Below are 17966 nucleotides of genomic sequence, written 5' to 3' on the forward strand. Positions count from 1 at the left end.
AGTCAACTGTAAACACGTTAAAAATTTATACAATGTTTCGAAATTGACCATTCCCTATAATAGCAAATTAATCTATAAGAGTAAAATAGTGTATTATTTCTCTTCTCTAAAAAATGAGATTGCGACATAGCTCCATCAATCCAATCTACAGACGAACAAATAGGATGAATAAGCTAATATAGATCACTTGCTACATCGCTGTCGATTTCCGTGCAAGGCTTCGCCTTGTCCTCCAATCAATCGCAAAAGCACCTGCATCCGTGAAACCTATGTTCACCATAACAGCAAAAGATCCGAACGATAAATCGTTCGGATCTTCCTTCAACTAGCATATTTTTGTTACAGTCTCATTCACATTTTTTATTTATAAACAGGATATCCAACAAATTTAAAGTCTTTGCCAATGGAGGTCACAGAAAGACGCTCGACGTCCACTGCATCCCACATTTTCTCTACGCCTTTTCCTTCTAGGAAAGTAGGAGCCTCTTTTCCTCCTGAAAGCTTTGGTGCCATGTACAGCACCAGTTTATCAATTAAACGATTTTCTAGGAATGCGGCATTCACTTCGCCCCCTCCTTCAATTAAAAGAGACGACACGAATTTCTCACCTAGTATAGAAAGCATATCTTCAAGATTTACTTTGTCCTCACCGCTTGTGACAAATACTTCGACGCCTTGCTTTTCGAGCTGTTCTTTTTTTTCTTTTGAATAGTTCTGACTTGTAAATACCCACGTTGGAGCTAAAGAATCAGTTGCTAGCTTCGAAGCAAGCGGCATGCGCAGCTTCGAATCCATCACAATGCGAATTGGACTTCGGCCGCCTTCAATGCGAGTTGTCAGCTCGGGGTTGTCCTTAATGACCGTGTTCACCCCTACTAAGATACCCGCTGTTTCATGACGCAGCTGATGTACATCCAAACGAGCTTCCTCAGACGTAATCCACTTGCTGTGAGAAGAAGCAGTTGCTATTTTACCGTCTAACGTAATCGCTGACTTTAATGAAACAAACGGCTTCTTCGTTACAATATACTTATTGAAGACCTCATTCATTTGACGTGACTCTTCTTCACATACACCTGTTATGACCTCAATGCCTGCGTTTTCTAAAATTTTAACTCCATTACCTGCTACTAAAGGATTGGGGTCTAAAGTTGCTATGACCACTTTTTTTACACCGGCTTCAACTAGCGCTTCAGCACAAGGACCTGTACGTCCGTGGTGTGAACAAGGCTCTAGCGTTACGTAAGCAGTCGCTCCTTTTGCTTGTTCACCAGCCATTCGCAGCGCGTGAATTTCAGCGTGCGGTTCGCCAGCTTTTAAATGCGTACCAATTCCAACGATTCGATTATCGTTTACAATGACCGATCCTACAAGCGGATTTGGCTCTGTTTGTCCTTTTGTTGCTTTTGCATTTTGTAAAGCTATGTTCATATAAAATTCGTGATTGATCAAAGAAGAACCTCCTCTTTTAAGTGTCCTGAACGTTTAACTTTAGTATCTAAATACTTTTCATTAAACTGAGATACATCTCCCCAAAGTGGAACGCGCCCTGATAAAAGTGCGCCGTTTTTCTCAAGCGCGATTAGCTTTTTCGGATTATTGGTAATCAGCGTAACCGGTTTTTGACGCAGCACTTTTAACACGCTGATGGCATCACTATAGCTGCGAGTATCATCTTCAAATCCTAACCCTTCATTCGCCTCTACCGTATCAAATCCGTTTTCTTGAAGAACGTATGCCATTGCTTTGCTGAATAGGCCAATGCCGCGTCCTTCATGATTTGCTAAATAAAATAGCGCTCCGCTTCCATTTTCGACGATCATTTTCATCGATTGTTTTAATTGAAAACCGCAGTCGCAGCGTTTGCTTCCGAATATATCTCCGGTATGGCAGATACTGTGCATACGAATGAGTGCCTCATGCGATTCTTGAAAATCTCCGTACACAAGAACACTCGATTGCTGCATGTCAGCTAAATTAGCTCCTTGCATTTTTTCAATAAGCTCTTCCGTACTTAAAGATCCTTCTTTTACATTATCAGAACGCAGCCATGAATACCAACTAAATACTTGTGTCTCGCCATCTAGATTCACAGGAAGCGTGATAGGTCCTACTATATAAATAAAATGATCATCATTTTTTACTACGTTAATTTTATCTTTTAAAATTGAAACAACTTTTTCGTTAATCACAGTCATTTCCTCCTCTTATGTGTCTTTCACTTATCTACTATTTTCACATTGTGCTCAATCTCTCACATGAACAAATATTTTTTCTAGCACTTCACTACATTTATCTTTTTTAATTGATGTATCAGCTTACTAAAAGTAAGTAACTTTACTTGCTTAAAGTATTATATGACGATACATTTATCTTGTAAAGCTTTTATGCTCTATTAGTTACTTTTAGTAATTAACTTCTTTAATTATATAAATTATATAATTAAAATATAAAAACGTAAAGTAATTTATATTCTTTAAGTAATTAAATTACATAACACTAGATAAAATGCCGACTTTGTTTTATAATATAGGAAGAGAATGGAGGTAATAACATGGACGGTTTAGCACTCTGCCCGCGTTTTGAAAAGGCTGTTACTATACTAACGAAACGTTGGACGAGTTTGATCATTTTTCAGCTGCTTTCCGGCTCACAACGGTTTTCTCAAATGCAAGAAGCACTTCCAGTAAGCGGAAGGCTCTTATCCGAGCGCTTAAAAGAATTAGAGCATGAAGGAATCGTCATTCGTACGGTTATTCCGGAAACTCCTGTTCGAATTGAGTATTCGTTATCCGACAAAGGATTAGCACTGGCGCCGGTAATTCAGGAAATTCAGACATGGTCCAGTGAGTGGATTACAAAAGAAGAAGTGGAATAAAAGAAATCTCTAAAGAAATCAGGAGGGCTTCTATATCGATATGCTCACAGCCGTTTTCTTTAGAGCTCCATAAATAAAAAAGGCATGCTCCCCTTGAGCACGCCTTTTTTTATTTATGTTATTTTCCTAATGATTCATTTTGAGAAATAATGCGCTGTTTCTGGCTTTTTCGGCCGTGCAATACAAGATATACTGCTATAGCTAAAAGAGCAACAATAGAACAGAATACATACATTCCTTTATATCCGGCTGCTGTAGATAAAATACCTAATAAAAAGGACCCTAATCCCATTCCAGAGTCAAAAAACACAAAAAACGTAGCCGTGGCGACACCTCGGCGATGAGGAGAAGCTTTTTTTACAGCAATGGATTGAAAACTTGATGTAATCGTTCCAAAGCCTAACCCAATCAATGCTCCAGCTAATAAAAACACCCAGCTTGTTGTCGCTTGGCTAAGCAAAAAGATACCAATAGCTAAAGATAAAATGGACGGATATACCACGCTGTTTTCTCCGTATTGATCAAACCATTTTCCGGTAAAAGGTCTAGAAGCTAATAAGCACACCGCGTATACAACGAAGAAAAAGCTTGAAGCTTGCGTAAAGCCCATTTCTTTTGCATAAATAGACACAAACGAAATAACACTTGCATATGAAAAAGCTACCACAAGGCCAGCAACAGAAATAGGCAGCGAACGGTATTCAAAAAATGCCGCAAGACCTTTAGCTGGCTGTATTTCATTTGTTGCAGAAGAAGCTTGCACCTCAGGTATACGAAGTACTAGACTGCATAATACTGCTAAAACAGAAGATACAACCGCAACGGTAAAGACCGCTGTATGACCCAAAGTATTTGTTAACGTTAAGCCTACAAACGGACCTACTACCATTGCTAAGTTCATAAACGTCGCATAGTACCCCATCCCTTCGCCTTTTCTCTGTTCTGGGATTACATTTGCAACAATTGCTCCTGTAGCAGTTGTGCTCATTCCAAAACCAATACCATGAAGCACACGCAGCAGCATCAGCGCAGATAATGAGTGAATATTCATATATAAAATAGAACCAATTAAAAAGATAAAGACACCTATTAATAGGACTTTCTTTTGTCCTAATGTTGTCATCCACTTACCGGCTAGCGGTCTGAACACAATGCCGGACACTAAAAAGATTGTCACAATTAGCCCTAAGCTTTGCTTACTTGCATGAAGTTCATCCGTTGCAAACAGCGGCAATGTGACAGTTAACATATAAAAAATGACAAAAACAAAAAAGCTAGTCAATGAGACCGCTAAAAAATCTTTTGTCCATAATTTCGATTTCTGCATGATTTTCCTCCTTTTACCTTTTCATTCGTACCTATTTATTAAAACAAACTAAAGCATAGTCAGGAAATAATATGTATACGAATTATATCAACTCAAACTATTATAGGGTTCATATATGTAAGTGTCAACATGTATTTATCGATTCCATTTTTCTATAGAAACAAATCGATAAATGAAACCTACATTCACCACCACAATGAAAAAATCCGAACGATTAATCGTTCGGATTTTCCTTCAACTACATTACTTTTATCTCAGCCTCTTTTAGAAGCGTCACTTTTTTAAATGAGAAATAATTTGATCCGTTACTTCACTAGTAGTTGCGCTGCCTCCAACATCTGGTGTAATGATGCCAGATTCCGTCACTTGTTCAATAACCTCTAACAAATGACTGCCTAATTCTTGTTCACCAAAATGATCCAACATCATTTTGGCTGTCCAAATCTGTCCGATTGGGTTTGCAATTCCTTTTCCGACAATATCAGGAGCAGACCCGTGTACCGGTTCAAACATCGAAGGATGTTTTCCATTCACATTAATATTTGCAGCAGGAGCAACGCCAATACTCCCCATAATAGCAGCTCCGATATCTGTTAAAATATCTCCAAATAAATTACTTGCCACAATTACATCAAAACGACTTGGTTTTGTAACGAAAAAAGCGGCCAGCGCATCGATGTGCTGTGAGTCTGTTTCAATATGAGGATAACTCTTTGCAACATCTTGAAACACTTCGTCCCAAAACGGCATGGAATGAACAATTCCATTTGACTTCGTTGCGCTTGTAACTTTTGCTTTTCTTTTAGAAGCTAATTCGAATGCGTAGCGCATCACTCGTTCTGTTCCTTTTCGAGAAAAAACCGCATTTTGAATAGAAATTTGATCTTCTCCTTGATAAATCCGGCCTCCTACTTCACTGTATTCTCCTTCACTATTTTCACGAACAACAATTAAATCAAAATCTTTTGGGTTCATTAGTGGAGATGCAATGCCTTTTAACCTCTTGGCTGGACGAATATTAATTACCTGCTGAAATTCTCGACGAATCTTAATGAGCAGACCCCATAGCGACACGTGATCTGGCACAAGATTTAAATTTCCTACGGCTCCTAAAAAAATTGCGTCAAAGTCTTGAAGCTGCTTTAGCCCATCTTCCGGCATCATATGGCCGTACTTCAAGTAATAATCACAGCTCCAAGGAAATTCTGTAAATTCAAATTTTAATCCCCCGTGAAGATCTGCAATCGTACGAAGGACTCTAACCGCCTCCGGCACAACTTCTTTTCCTACTCCATCTCCTGGTATGTTCGCTATTTTTAACGTTTTCATCAAAAATCCCCCTGCGTCTTTTTATATTAATCTTTACACAATACTTCATGCATCTACTCTTTTGATTATACGCAGGGAACATAAGAGCCTCAAGAAAATTCAGAATATACAAAGTATGAAAAAGACACCTCTAAAAGAGATGTCTTTATTAAATCGGCAAAAACACTCCAGGTGCTTCCCCATGTTCATCGTCATCGAGCCACCATTTAAAGCCTTCTTGTGCAACTAATTTTTGTGCTTCTTCAGGACCTTGTGAGCCGGATGGATATTCATAAAGCGGCAGCATGTCAGCTTCAAATGCATCTAATACATGCTGCACCCATTGCCAAGATAGCTCTACTTCTTTCCAATGGGCAAAAAATGTGGAGTCGCCGATTAATGCGTCGTAAATAATTCGTTCATATGCTTCTGGCACACTTTCTTCTTCTCTTGAGAACGTAATACGAACCGGCTCAATAACACCATTTTTTAATGGATTTTTGCTGTTAAGCTGCAAAGCGACGTTTTCGCTTGGACTAATTTCAATAATAAATAAGTTTGGTGCTACTTTGTCATAAGGAGTTTCATACAGACCTTTTAAAGAATCTTTAAATTCTACGACGATACGAGTTGATTTTTCTTTCATTCGTTTGCCCGTTCGAATATAAAAAGGAACACCTTTCCAAAATGGATTATCAATCCATAAGCGAGCGGCTACAAACGTGTCATTTTTAGAGTCTGCTTCTACGCCAGGCTCTTCTTTGTATCCTCTAACAGATTTGTGATCGATTTCTCCGCTTCCGTATTGCCCTCGTACAACATCGCGAGCTACTTCTTCCGCTTGAATTTTCCTCAGTGACTCCATTACTTTTTGCTTTTCTTCTAAAATGTTTTCTGAGCAAATTCGTTTTGGAAGATGCATAGCTGTCATCATGAGAACCTGCAGCATATGATTTTGAATCATGTCGCGTATGGCCCCCGTATGATCATAATACCCTGCACGATTTTCAACACCGACTGTTTCACTTGCCGTAATTTGGACATTTGCAATGTGTTTGTTATTCCACAATGATTGCAGTACGGGGTTCGTAAATTCAAGCGCTTCTAAATTTTGCACCATTGGTTTACCTAAATAATGATCAATTCGATAAATTTCTTCTTCTTTAAACGTACTGCTTAGCTTTTCATTAAGCTCCCTTGCTGAAGCAAGATCATGTCCAAACGGCTTTTCAATCATTAGACGCTTCCAGCCTCCAGTTTGATCCAAGCCGCTTTTTTTTATATGCAGAGCAATTACATCGAAGTATTCTGGTGCTACGGACAAATAAAACAAACGATTTCCTTTACTTCCATGAGTTGTTTCTTGCTCATTCACAACCTTTAATAGCTGTTTGTAATCTTCCGTTTTGCTTGCGTCTACTGCTTGATAATGAAACAGCGACAAAAAATCTTCCTCGTTACTTTCCATTTTCCGTCTCGAAAAATCGTTTATAGATTGCTTTACACGCTCTTTAAAATCCTCATGAGATAGCTGCTCGTACCCTGATCCAATAATAGAAATAGCATCAGGGAGCTTTTTGTCTGTAAATAAATTATAAAGAGCGGGAAAGATTTTTCTTTTTGCTAAATCACCCGTTGCGCCAAATAAAACAAAAGTTAAGGACTCCACGTTTTTTCCTCCCGTCAGATTGCATGTATGATGGATTTTCTCTTCTCCTAGCTTACCTCTGTTTATTTGGGAATATCCTTTTTTCATCAAAAAGGACGCTCACAAATGCGAGCGTCCTCTGTTATTTACATTAAAATGTTTGTCATTCCCCACAGCAGCAAAAAGCTCAGCAGAATCGTCATATTGGACACGGTGCCGACAAATTTTTGATCGTATTTGAATTCTACTGCGTAAGGTAAAACGGACCCCGCTACTGGTAGAATGAAGCAAACTAAGATTGTATACCGGAACATATCTTCAAATGGAAGCAAGAAAAACAGCGCAATTCCTACGCCAAGTCCAATCACGTAGCGGATGCTTAAGAACATGATAATTTTTTTCAAATAGCTTTTTTGGAATGAAAAATTTAAATATACGCCTAAAAGCAAAAGAGAAAGCGGCATATTCGCTTTCGAGATAATGCCTGAAACGTCTAATACATATGATGGTAAATGAATGCCTATAATCGCCAGAAGACAAATGATTACATAGGTAAGAAGCGGCATTGATTTTAATACTTTATATAAAATCTTTTTAAATTCAATGTCAATATCATCCCCAGAGTAGTAGCTGCCAATTACATAGCATAAAACAAAAATAACAAAAGCATTTCCGACATCAAACATACCAAAATATTTAAGCCCTTCTTTTCCCCAGATGCCTTCTACTAATGGATAAGCAAACATTCCAATATTAAAACCTGGAATCATCATGGTCAGCATGCCTTTCACTTTTCGCTCATCTTTTCGAAAAACAAAAATTCCGACAGCAGCTAACAGCAAGCCATAGACAATTCCAATAACTAATAGTAAAATAAGCGATCCGTCAATTTTAATGCTGCTGAATGTAACAATAATCAAGCAAGGCATTGTAATATTAAAAATAATTCTTGCTAAAGCTTCCCCGTCTTTTTGCTGAAGAAGGTTTGTTCGTTTTAGTATGTATCCTAATAGAATGATTGTAACAGAATACAAAAACTGACTGTTAAAGCTACTCATAGACCTACTCCCTTAACCTCTTTTATACTTATTTAATCGATTGTTTTACCCTGTCTTTTTTAATCCTTTTTTCATTATAATATAAGCAGCTTAAAAAGAAACTAGAGAATTGGATGCAGTTTACCTGTTTGTTAGACAGAAACAGCTTAAAAACAAACGAAAAAACTTCCCCAAAACTGATTTTAAAACAGGACATTTTTCTTTTTTATGGAATTTACTTAAAAGGTATGAGTATTTTCATGAGGAGGAAGAAACGTGAAACGAAAAATGATAGCGCTTACTTTTTCTGCTGCTCTTTGTTTTTCCGCTTCAGGATCTCTTGCTGAAGCTGCTAACAAAACAGATGCCATTCCAAATGCTGATCAGTCAGCAGAAACCTATTTTGACGGAGCGAACGGGAATTGGCTGACGACTAAAAACCCGGCTCAATATCAGCTGGCTACGCTCTATGGAAACATCGGGCTTACTCCTTATAACTGGGGAAAAGCTGAAAGTGAATCAGGCTGGTATCGAATCAATCAGCCCGCTGCGGTTAAAGGAACGCAAGTAAATGGAATTTTTGAAGACGCTCAGTTCGTCATCCGTGTTCCTGATAACTGGAACGGAAAACTTGTGGTAGCCGGCATTCCTGCTACGCGCAACGAAACGTCCACCGATTTATTGTTCAGCGATTACGTTCTTAAAAAAGGCTATGCGTTTGCCGCGATTGATAAAGGAACGCAAGGGGAAAGTGACCCTAACGATCCTTTTGCTAAAGTAAAAAATGCGCTTGCTAGCGATGACGACAGCGTAGCAGAATGGAATATGCGCTATCGTCAAATGACAAAAGCAGCACAGCAATATCTGACTACTCATTACTCAGACAAACTAATCAGTCCGTCTAATCGAAAAAACCCTGCAAGCGATTTGATTCGCAACGATCATAAAGTACCAACGTATGCAATTGGCATTTCAAACGGTGGGTACGTTGTCAGATACGCACTTGAGCACGATGATCCAAAGCAAACAAAAGAGCCTCGTTTATTTGATGGAGGCGTCGATTGGGAAGGCGTATTATGGAGTTCAAAAGCGCCAAATTTAATTAGCTCACTAACACCTGTTGTCAACAACGCAGAAGAAGCGCTGTACGGAACGGGAAAAGAACAGAAAAAAGCCATGAAACAAATGTACAAAGCAGGTCTTCCGAAAGGATCAGAAAAATTGTGGAATTATCATGATCAAGTGTACTGGGCGGTCACATTAAACATTTACCGTGATCACTTTGATCCAACTGCTCCTGGAAGAACAAACTGGCACAACTATTTAAACTTTACTTCATCAGGCCTACGCGACCGTTCATGGGACTACATCTTTGAAAATTATCGCTATCAAACCCGTCCAAAAAGCGTAAAAGAAAATGTAGCAAAAGTAGAAAATACGGGTGATATCGATGTACCTCTTATTAGTATGACCGGCTCTCTTGACTCACTTATCTTTCCGTCTATTCACGCGGAAGGCTATGAAAAACTCGTTAAAAAAGCTGGCAAGGCAAATCTTCATCGTCTTTATACCGTTAAAAACGGAAATCACGTTGACAGCTTAGTATGGAATAAACAAACGGATCCAAATCAAGAGCTTCAGCCTCTGCTTCCATATGCCCATCAATCTTTTGATTTGTTAGTAGACTGGGTGGAAAATAAAAAATCAGCGCCTGCAAGTAAAGATATTCAAGCACCTCAAAATAACCTTAAAGTAATCGACATAAAATCTGGGCAAGAAGTAGATCCTCGCTGAGGTTGAGACATAACTAAATGAATCCAACCTAAAGACGAATAAATGAGACATAAATGAACTGGACTGCTTATTACACCGCAATTGATTTCCGTGCAAGGCTTCGCTTTGCACGGAAATCAACTGCTAGAAGGAACGAAACAGATAAAACTATATTCACAATCACAAAAAACGAACCACTAATCAAACATGTTGATTAGTGGTTCGTTTTTCACTTAGGGGAAAATGCTTTTGTCCCATACTCAGTCTTCATAATATTCAAGATACAAATGACCTGCTGAGTCTGCTTGACCTAAAAATACCTTATCGACTGCAGCACCTTTCTTTTGGAGTTGCTCTTTAACCCATGCTACGCTATACCCTAGCTCATGAACGGCTTCTTTCATTATATTTCCGTCCATGATAATCGTTTGAGGTAATTGTGTCGCCTCTCCTTTTATTAATAAATCTTCTCTCCTAACGTTTTGCTTTTCTTTTTTTAACAGCACGCTTAATTCGCCGTTGGTTTCAAGCATAGCAAAAGCTACGTCTTCCACATAAAAGATGTCTTTTTTGCGAAGCTGCTCCATGAGCTCATCTACTGTATATTTTTCTTTTTTTACATTTCCCTCAAGAATTTTTCCTTCTTTAATGAGGATCGTTGTCGTCCCTTCCACCGCTTTTCGAAAGCTTATGCTTTTTAACGATACGTTTGATACAAAAATAAGAAACGATGCCCACACTAAAATCGCGACTACCCCGTGACTTGCCTGTAAATCTACATCCATTGAAATTGTTCCCGCAATATCTCCAATTGTAATACCAACGATATATTCAAAAAAAGAAAGTTTGGATAACTGTTTTTTTCCCAACAGCTTTGTAATAAAAAACAAACCAAGTAAAATCAGCACTGAACGAAGTACTACTTCTATCCAATGATTCACCATAAGCACCTTCTTTACTAAAATTGATGTATCTTTTATTTTGTGCATATTTATATGTATCGAAGCAGCTTTTCACCTTCCATTATTTACATACCTTTCACGGCAGGTTAGAGTAGAAGGAGGAAACAAATGGGGGTTTTATGATGAATGATGAAGTGTTAACCGTATTTAACGACCAACAGCAGCGCATAGGAACAGCGTCTCGCAAAGAAGTTCATGAAAAAGGCTATTGGCACCAAGCGTTTCACTGCTGGTTTATCAGCCGTGAAAATGATACAGACTATATTTATTTTCAAATTCGCAGCGAACAAAAACAAGATTATCCCGGTGCGCTTGACATCACAGCTGCCGGACATTTGCTTCATACAGAAACCGTTCAAAATGGAGTAAGAGAAATTCAAGAAGAGCTCGGCGTCAACATTTCATTTGATGAATTGCTTCCTTTAGATGTCTTTAAATACGAAGTAGCTCAGCCGCACTATATTGACAAAGAATTCGCACACGTATTTTTATACTACAGCTCTCACTCTTTTAGTGCGTTTACGTTGCAGCAAGAAGAAGTATCAGGACTTGTAAAAGCGCCTTTTTCTCACTTTTGCGAACTGTGGCTTGGAAATCAAACAGAACTGATCGTTGAAGGGATAACAAATAAAAAAGAGCCTATTCACCGTATAGCACACAAAAGTGAATTTGCTCCTCATCCCGAAGCTTACTATGAAACGATCATTGCATTCATTAGTCAGCAGCTCCATTCAGCAAAAAAAGCTTAGAATCCTAAGCTTTTTCTGCTGAAAAAATCATATATGTTGCACTGCCAAGCGCAACAAGCTTGCCGCTGCTGTCTTCAATTTTCACTTCTCCAACTGCAAGCGTTTTGCCGCGGTGAGACAGTGTAGACTTTGCAACTAAATAATCGCCTATTCCTGGTCTTGTGTAGTTTACTTTTAACTCAACTGTACTGGCGCTTTCCTCCTCAGAAAGAGAAGACCGCACAGCTGAACCAACCGCCGCGTCGATAAGCGTTGCAATAACGCCTCCATGAACCGTTCCTCTTCCTTGCAGAAGCTGGGGTTGAATCGTGATTTTTAACTCCGCATATCCTTTTTCAAGCAGCGTTTCTTCAATGCCAATATAATCCCAAAACGGAATCATCCCTTTACTAGTTCGTTTCATTAATCTCATCCTTTGCATAAATAAACTATGTAAGAAATTCTAGAAAAGCTAGAGAAATCCTGTTTCTTCACATGCAAAAAGCGCTTGCTCTTTAGCAAACGCTTTTTATTTCTCTACTTTTCAAATAAAAACTGTACTTTGTTTTCTTTCCATACGGGTGATTGTAAAAAGCTACCCGGATTAACAAGTCTTATTGCATACCAACATTTATCCGATTTATATCCAAAACATCGGTGATTCCTTTCTCATTCATTCTTTCAAGCAGATACTCATACCCTTTTTCCAATGCAAGCTTTCTTTCTTCTTCATAGATAGGAACAAGTGTATACATATTTATGTCTTTATCTCTAGTATGGACGTTAGCCAGTCCGGACTCTTGAGGACGACAGATCATTACGCATGATAACTTTGTATTTGATGCAAATGGCTGAGGAGGTTCTCCATTTGGAAGAATAACTCCTTCCTCAAGCCATCCATCATAAAGGTGTGGAATATGAGCCACTTTCCTTAACCATCCAAAGGGCCAAGAATGATTTTGGTCTTGCATATTATCTTTTTCGACTATCCAACTTGAAGGTAATTTTAGTAGCAACTCTGCATACTTAAATGTTCTTTCTTCATCTGAATAATCCATAGGTTCATCACTCATACCGGTAGTTACAAGCGTGACGAAATCTTTATTCGTTGACGGAGGAATTATGTGAATAGTAACTGATACTCTACTACCTGGAACAGTTTCACTTATAGTATTTTCAATAGGACCGAAGTGTTTCGTAATATGATTTAAAATCTCAACATGACGGTCCTGATCAGTATGGTTCGTTGTAGTTACACCCGTAGAGAGCCTTCCCTGACTTTCTAACAATTTAACAATTTCTTTTTGGCCTTGTTCCTTTGCAAAAGTCAATGCGTCTACCTCTCTCATAGATTCACCACTATATTTAATATTCGTATCTATACCACTTTCAATTAATAGTTCTGCAATAGTAGCATGACCATTACTAATTGCACCAAACAATGGATTTCTTTCTGGATCACTTACATCCATATCTGCTCCACAAGATAATAGATACCTGACTATATCAATATGACCTGCAGAAGCAGCTTCGTTCAACGCTCCACCACCATACACTCCTCCAAGTACATTAACATTTGCACCGAGTTCGATTAGTTTCTTAACAATATCTAACTCTCCTCTAGAAGCTGCAACATGAAGCCAGGTTCCGAAAGGAGTCATCATATTTAATCGTTCAGGATTAAATCCGATTAATTCGGCTACCTTTTCAATATCGCCTTTTTTTATAGACGAACGAATTTCTTTTGCAACTAAATTACTATCCATTCCTCATTACCTCCTAGCGAGTAGTTCTATTTAAATTGCAATATCCTGATAGCCTACTTTCACTACTTTTTCATTTAATAGCCTAATCCCTAAGCCATTTTCCATATCCCATGTACAATTAAATGTCATTGTAATATCTCGCCCTTCAAAAATATCCGCATATGGAACAACAATCCCATCTAAAGTTATCATGTCTAGTACTTGATCCGCTGTTTTAATTAAGGGGTAATGTTCATTTAATCCACTATCATTGCCTAGTTCATGTTGCTTTTGATTATAATAGTCTATTATTGATTGCAAGAGACTTGGCTGTAAGTTATCCCAATTTTTTATGAATGATTGATATGCGGTATACTGATTTTCATCAAACATGCCCTCTTCTTCCCCATCAATCATCAAAGTTATCTGAACTTCTTTTCCCAAAAAACGAATAGTCGTATCCTTTATCCAACCATATTCATACTCAAGTTCACCAAAAATTGGATCGTTTATCATCATTTTAAAATCTCCTCTTTTTGTTTATTAGTAAACCTCATTTGTCTAAAGGCAGGTGAAGCTTCAGCAACTCTACTTACCCGCTGTCTTAGTTACTGCATTTTTTCTTTGAGAATATTTAGCGTCTTTATCATACCAAACTTCGATCTCGCTAATAAATTGCTTAAGATTTACTTGATAGTTAAATGGAATTCTGCGCAGTTATAAGAAAGAGATGAGAACATAACTAGCCTAAAATACGAAAAAAGGTTCTACTCATCCGACTTCGATGAATAGAACCTTTTTTTATTGACCGACTTTTGTCCTAGCCTCTATTTTTCAAACAAAAACTGTACTTTGTTTTCTTTCCATTCTAACTTGGCGTTAAAGGTCTTGTCTCCTTTTTTAAACCCTTCAATCAAATCTGTCTGTCCTTCGCTCAACAGCTTTTTTAAATTAGCTTGAGTGACTGTTTTACCTAAAATCTTTTTCGATACGGTAAACGTGCATTTTGTTTTTGCATAGTTTGAGCATCCGTAAAATGAGCCTTTATCCACTACTTTTCCATCGCAAAGCTTACACGAACCAAACGATTTGGAAGAAAAGCTTTTACCTTTGCCCTTGCCTTTTCGCTGAATGGATTCAGTGTCGTATCCGCTGAAGTTCCACTTACTTTCTGCTTCGACAGCATCTTCGATAATTTTAGCTGACAGCTTTTTTGTTTGTTCCATGAAGGCACCGGCTGATGCTGTCCCTTCACCAATTTCAGCTAAACGCTGCTCCCACTTAGCCGTCATTTCTGGAGAAGCTAAAATTTTATCGCCAATCGCGTCAATCAATACCTTTCCTTTATCAGTCGCAAATACTTGGTTTTTTTTCACATCAATATATTTACGGTCTTTAAGCATTGTAATGATTCCAGCACGCGTAGCTTCCGTTCCTAAACCTTCTGATTTTGCTAAAATTTTCTCCAGCTCATCATTATCTAAATGCTTACCAGCTGTCTTCATCAGTGTAATCAACTGACCTTCGGTGTAGCGTTTTGGAGGCTGTGTTTTACCTTCTTTTACGTCTACTTTAATAACTTTTCCTTCTTCGCCTTCTTGAACATTAGGAAGAATAACGTCGTCATCTTTCTCATTTTGAAAAATTACTTTGCGCCAGCCTTCTTGAATTTGCTGCTTTCCTTTTGAAATAAAAGCTGCTCGCTTTTCCACGAGTGTCGTAATCGTTGTGTAGTCGAAAATCGCTTTTTCGTAGTGTGCCGCAATTAGCCGTCTTACGACTAAGTCGTAAATTTTCTGTTCATCTCCTGACAGTTTGCTAGGGTCCTTCACTTGTTCTGTTGGAATAATCGCATAGTGATCGCTTACTTTTTTTGCATTTACATAGCGTTTATTTCCTAGAATTGAAGAGTAAGGAAGCGGAAATAAATGTTCGTATTCAGAAAAAGCACTCAGCTTTTCTAAAATCTCAGGAAACGTTTCTGCTTCACCTTCTGTTACGTAGTTTGAGTCTGATCTCGGATAAGAAACAATTCCTTTCTGGTACAGCCCTTGCAGCACATCAAGCGTCTTTTTAGGAGAAAACTTAAACGCTTTATTCGCGGTTGCTTGAAGTGATGATAGGTTAAATAACAAAGGCGGCTGAAACTCTTTTCGCTCCGTTACGAGTTCATGAACTTCCGCGTCTTTTCCTTCGCAAAACTGAGCAATTTTATACGCCATTTCTTTTTCTTTAAGACGTGATTCTCCGTCTTGATGCCATTTGCCTTCATATTTCTTTCCTTCAATATCAAACTTAGCAAGCACTTCCCAAAAAGGCTCTGATTTAAAATTATCAATTTCTTTTTCACGCTTTACAATCAAAGCAAGCGTTGGTGTCTGCACGCGTCCTGCTGAAAAAACATCTGACATGCCATGCTTTTTTAACAAGATGCTATACACACGTGAAGCATTCATCCCAACGACCCAATCCGCACATGCTCTTGTATATGCTTCATAATAAAGGTTGCGCGTGTCGCTTTCGTCTTTTAACTGTTGAAATCCATCATAAATGGCTTTTGGTGTTAAAGAAGAAATCCACAACCGTTTCATCGGCTTATGCACACCTGAGAGCTGGATGATATTACGGACGATTAATTCTCCTTCCCGCCCCGCATCTCCCGCATGTATAATTTCTGTGACCGTCGGCTTTTTAAGCAGCTTTTTTACCACTTGAAACTGCTTCGCTTTTGAGCGCGTCACTTCATATTGAAAACGGTCTGGAATCATCGGCAGCGTGTCAATTGACCACTTTTTCCACTCCGGCTTATAATCTTCCGGACTTACAAGCTGACATAAATGCCCCACTGCCCACGTTACATATGCTCCGTCTGTAAACACTTCATTCGGTGGAATCTCTAAATAGCCGTCGTGACGCTTCGGCTTAAACTGTGAAGCGAGCGTCGATCCTTGATCCGGCTTTTCTGCAATAATTAACTTCATGTATTTAATCACCTTACATTTCAAATTTCCATGTGAAACTTAGTCAGTTTTATTATTTTATCATAGAAAGAGCTGTTGGAGTATGAATGGGGAAAAAAGTAGCTTAGATGAGAAATACGTATCTCATTTTAAAAATGTGTCAGTGTCCGTTATACCTTTTCAAAAAAAAAGCTGTAGATTATTTTCTACAGCTTCGATACACATCTGAAATTTTCTGATAACAGCGATTATCATATCGACTAAAACAAATCTCCTTTAACACGCGTTATGAAATAATCACCAACCAAATATACAAACCAACAAGCGTAATAAACAATGTCGGAATCGTTAAAATAATACCCGTTTTAAGATACGTTCCCCAGGAAATTTTCACGCCTTTTGTTGACAGAACATGAAGCCATAAAAGCGTCGCTAAAGAGCCAATCGGAGTAATCTTCGGGCCTAAATCTGATCCAATAACATTTGCATAAATGAGCGCTTCCTTGATCGTTCCGGCTGCGTGTGTTGCATCGATTGCCAGTGCATCAATCATAACGGTTGGCATATTGTTCATAATCGATGAAAGAATAGCCGCAGTGAATCCCATACCAATTGTTGCTGCAAACAGTCCATGGCTGGCTGTTGCTTGGATCACGTCAGCCAGAATTTCTGTTAAACCAGCATTACGCAAGCCGTATACAACGACATACATGCCGATAGAGAAAAAGACAATCGCCCATGGAGCTCCCTTTAGCACTTTTTTTGTATGAACCGCTCGGCTTTTTTTTGCCATCATCAAAAATAGGATAGCGATAATACCTGCGATGATCGAAACAGGGACGCTAAAGAATTCTCCAATTAAATAGCCTAGTACTAACAAAACTAAGACAATTCCAGATAGCCGGAACATCTTTTCATCTTTGATGGCATCCACTGGCTTCTGCAAATCTGCTACATTGTATTTCTTAGGGATTCTTTTGCGGAAATACACATACAAGACCATAATACTTGCAAACAGAGAAACCAAATCTGGAACAATCATGCGGGATGCAAATTCAGAAAAGCTAATACCAAAGAAGTCGGCCGATACGATATTCACTAAGTTACTAACAACAAGCGGCAGCGAAGTTGTATCCGCAATAAATCCACTTGCGATAATAAACGGAAAAACCATTTTTTCGTCGAACTTTAATGCCCGAACCATGGCTAAAACAATGGGTGTTAAAATCAACGCTGCTCCGTCATTAGCAAATAGCGCTGCTACAACGGCTCCAAGAAGAGATACGTAGACAAACATACGCACGCCATTCCCTCCTGCAGCTCTAGCCATATGAAGCGCTGCCCATTCAAAGAAACCAATTTCATCTAAAATTAAAGAAATAATAATAATAGCAATAAACGTAAGAGTCGCATTCCACACAATGCTGGTTACCTCAAGAACGTCTTGAAAATCAACAACGCCTGCCAGTAAAGCAAGGATAGCTCCCCCGCAAGCCGACCAGCCGATTGATAAATTCTTCGGCTGCCAAATGACAAAAATTAGTGTTACTAAAAAAATCAATGATGCTAGTACAACCGATGCCACTGTTTAAACCTCCAA

At 38.6% G+C, this 17966-nt stretch carries 15 protein-coding genes; 3 read left to right on the forward strand and 12 right to left on the reverse strand.

Going from position 1 to position 17966, the window contains the following annotated elements:
* Positions 1-360: 360 nt before the first annotated feature.
* Both ribD and MMB69_RS14970 read right to left on the reverse strand, forming a co-directional pair.
* Entirely contained in the window at positions 361-1452 is a 1092-nt protein-coding gene (ribD, locus tag MMB69_RS14965; protein WP_277447921.1) for a bifunctional diaminohydroxyphosphoribosylaminopyrimidine deaminase/5-amino-6-(5-phosphoribosylamino)uracil reductase RibD, read from the reverse strand.
* Positions 1449-2192, reverse strand: a complete 744-nt coding sequence (locus tag MMB69_RS14970) for a GTP cyclohydrolase II (RefSeq protein ID WP_013056667.1) — start codon at positions 2190-2192, stop codon at positions 1449-1451. The genes ribD and MMB69_RS14970 overlap by 4 nt, the downstream gene beginning before the upstream one ends.
* Before the next feature lie 362 nt (positions 2193-2554).
* Here MMB69_RS14970 and MMB69_RS14975 point away from each other — a divergent pair, with 362 nt between their 5' ends.
* Positions 2555-2878, forward strand: coding sequence for a winged helix-turn-helix transcriptional regulator (locus MMB69_RS14975; protein WP_014460492.1), 324 nt, complete (start codon positions 2555-2557; stop codon positions 2876-2878).
* 118 nt (positions 2879-2996) lie between these two features.
* Here the strand turns inward: MMB69_RS14975 and MMB69_RS14980 are convergent, their stop codons facing one another.
* The 4 genes from MMB69_RS14980 to MMB69_RS14995 all read right to left on the reverse strand — a co-directional run bounded on the left by MMB69_RS14980 (position 2997) and on the right by MMB69_RS14995 (position 8219).
* A complete protein-coding gene (locus MMB69_RS14980) occupies positions 2997-4205 on the reverse strand; it encodes an MFS transporter (RefSeq protein ID WP_264409095.1) in 1209 nt (402 codons plus the stop codon).
* A gap of 273 nt (positions 4206-4478) precedes the next feature.
* On the reverse strand, positions 4479-5534 hold the full coding sequence (locus MMB69_RS14985) for a tartrate dehydrogenase (protein ID WP_264409094.1): 1056 nt from the start codon (positions 5532-5534) through the stop codon (positions 4479-4481).
* A 148-nt stretch (positions 5535-5682) separates the two neighbouring features.
* Positions 5683-7182: a glucose-6-phosphate dehydrogenase gene (zwf, locus tag MMB69_RS14990; protein ID WP_264409093.1), complete on the reverse strand. Its 1500-nt coding sequence runs from the start codon at positions 7180-7182 to the stop codon at positions 5683-5685.
* A 125-nt stretch (positions 7183-7307) separates the two neighbouring features.
* Positions 7308-8219, reverse strand: coding sequence for an AEC family transporter (locus MMB69_RS14995; protein WP_025752008.1), 912 nt, complete (start codon positions 8217-8219; stop codon positions 7308-7310).
* A gap of 255 nt (positions 8220-8474) precedes the next feature.
* Here MMB69_RS14995 and MMB69_RS15000 point away from each other — a divergent pair, with 255 nt between their 5' ends.
* Positions 8475-9992 (forward strand): alpha/beta hydrolase, encoded by a 1518-nt coding sequence (locus tag MMB69_RS15000; protein WP_221812858.1) that lies wholly within the window; start codon positions 8475-8477, stop codon positions 9990-9992.
* Positions 9993-10231: 239 nt separating this feature from the next.
* Here MMB69_RS15000 and MMB69_RS15005 read toward each other — a convergent pair whose 3' ends face one another.
* Positions 10232-10915 carry a DUF421 domain-containing protein gene (locus MMB69_RS15005; RefSeq protein ID WP_277447925.1) on the reverse strand — a complete coding sequence of 228 codons (684 nt, stop codon included), beginning with the start codon at positions 10913-10915 and terminating at the stop codon, positions 10232-10234.
* Positions 10916-11052: 137 nt separating this feature from the next.
* On the opposite strand from MMB69_RS15005, the gene MMB69_RS15010 reads away from it, so the two are divergent.
* Entirely contained in the window at positions 11053-11682 is a 630-nt protein-coding gene (locus tag MMB69_RS15010; protein ID WP_221782712.1) for an NUDIX hydrolase, read from the forward strand.
* A gap of 4 nt (positions 11683-11686) precedes the next feature.
* On the opposite strand, the gene MMB69_RS15015 is transcribed toward MMB69_RS15010, so the two are convergent.
* From MMB69_RS15015 to MMB69_RS15035, 5 genes are all read right to left on the reverse strand, one after another.
* Positions 11687-12085 (reverse strand): PaaI family thioesterase, encoded by a 399-nt coding sequence (locus MMB69_RS15015; RefSeq protein WP_221782710.1) that lies wholly within the window; start codon positions 12083-12085, stop codon positions 11687-11689.
* Between the two features lie 190 nt (positions 12086-12275).
* A complete protein-coding gene (locus MMB69_RS15020; protein ID WP_221782708.1) occupies positions 12276-13427 on the reverse strand; it encodes a suppressor of fused domain protein in 1152 nt (383 codons plus the stop codon).
* A gap of 30 nt (positions 13428-13457) precedes the next feature.
* Positions 13458-13925, reverse strand: a complete 468-nt coding sequence (locus MMB69_RS15025) for a DUF6985 domain-containing protein (RefSeq protein ID WP_221782706.1) — start codon at positions 13923-13925, stop codon at positions 13458-13460.
* A gap of 308 nt (positions 13926-14233) precedes the next feature.
* Positions 14234-16387 carry a DNA topoisomerase III gene (locus MMB69_RS15030; RefSeq protein ID WP_221782704.1) on the reverse strand — a complete coding sequence of 718 codons (2154 nt, stop codon included), beginning with the start codon at positions 16385-16387 and terminating at the stop codon, positions 14234-14236.
* Between the two features lie 265 nt (positions 16388-16652).
* Positions 16653-17951, reverse strand: coding sequence for an arsenic transporter (locus MMB69_RS15035; RefSeq protein ID WP_115653665.1), 1299 nt, complete (start codon positions 17949-17951; stop codon positions 16653-16655).
* Between the last annotated feature and the right edge of the window lie 15 nt (positions 17952-17966).

The sequence above is a fragment of the Priestia sp. P5 genome (genome assembly GCF_029522155.1).
Classification (GTDB): Bacteria; Bacillota; Bacilli; order Bacillales; family Bacillaceae_H; genus Priestia; species Priestia megaterium_E.

Excerpts from the sequence above, each read along its gene's own strand:
- MMB69_RS14995 (WP_025752008.1), bottom strand. The coding sequence starts at position 8,219 with ATGAGTAGCTTTAACAGTCAGTTTTTGTATTCTGTTACAATCATTCTA.
- MMB69_RS15025 (WP_221782706.1), bottom strand. The coding sequence starts at position 13,925 with ATGATGATAAACGATCCAATTTTTGGTGAACTTGAGTATGAATATGGT.
- MMB69_RS15015 (WP_221782710.1), bottom strand. The coding sequence starts at position 12,085 with ATGAAACGAACTAGTAAAGGGATGATTCCGTTTTGGGATTATATTGGC.
- MMB69_RS15030 (WP_221782704.1), bottom strand. The coding sequence starts at position 16,387 with ATGAAGTTAATTATTGCAGAAAAGCCGGATCAAGGATCGACGCTCGCT.
- MMB69_RS14975 (WP_014460492.1), top strand. The coding sequence starts at position 2,555 with ATGGACGGTTTAGCACTCTGCCCGCGTTTTGAAAAGGCTGTTACTATA.
- MMB69_RS15020 (WP_221782708.1), bottom strand. The coding sequence starts at position 13,427 with ATGGATAGTAATTTAGTTGCAAAAGAAATTCGTTCGTCTATAAAAAAA.
- MMB69_RS14980 (WP_264409095.1), bottom strand. The coding sequence starts at position 4,205 with ATGCAGAAATCGAAATTATGGACAAAAGATTTTTTAGCGGTCTCATTG.
- MMB69_RS15005 (WP_277447925.1), bottom strand. The coding sequence starts at position 10,915 with ATGGTGAATCATTGGATAGAAGTAGTACTTCGTTCAGTGCTGATTTTA.
- MMB69_RS14985 (WP_264409094.1), bottom strand. The coding sequence starts at position 5,534 with ATGAAAACGTTAAAAATAGCGAACATACCAGGAGATGGAGTAGGAAAA.
- MMB69_RS15010 (WP_221782712.1), top strand. The coding sequence starts at position 11,053 with ATGATGAATGATGAAGTGTTAACCGTATTTAACGACCAACAGCAGCGC.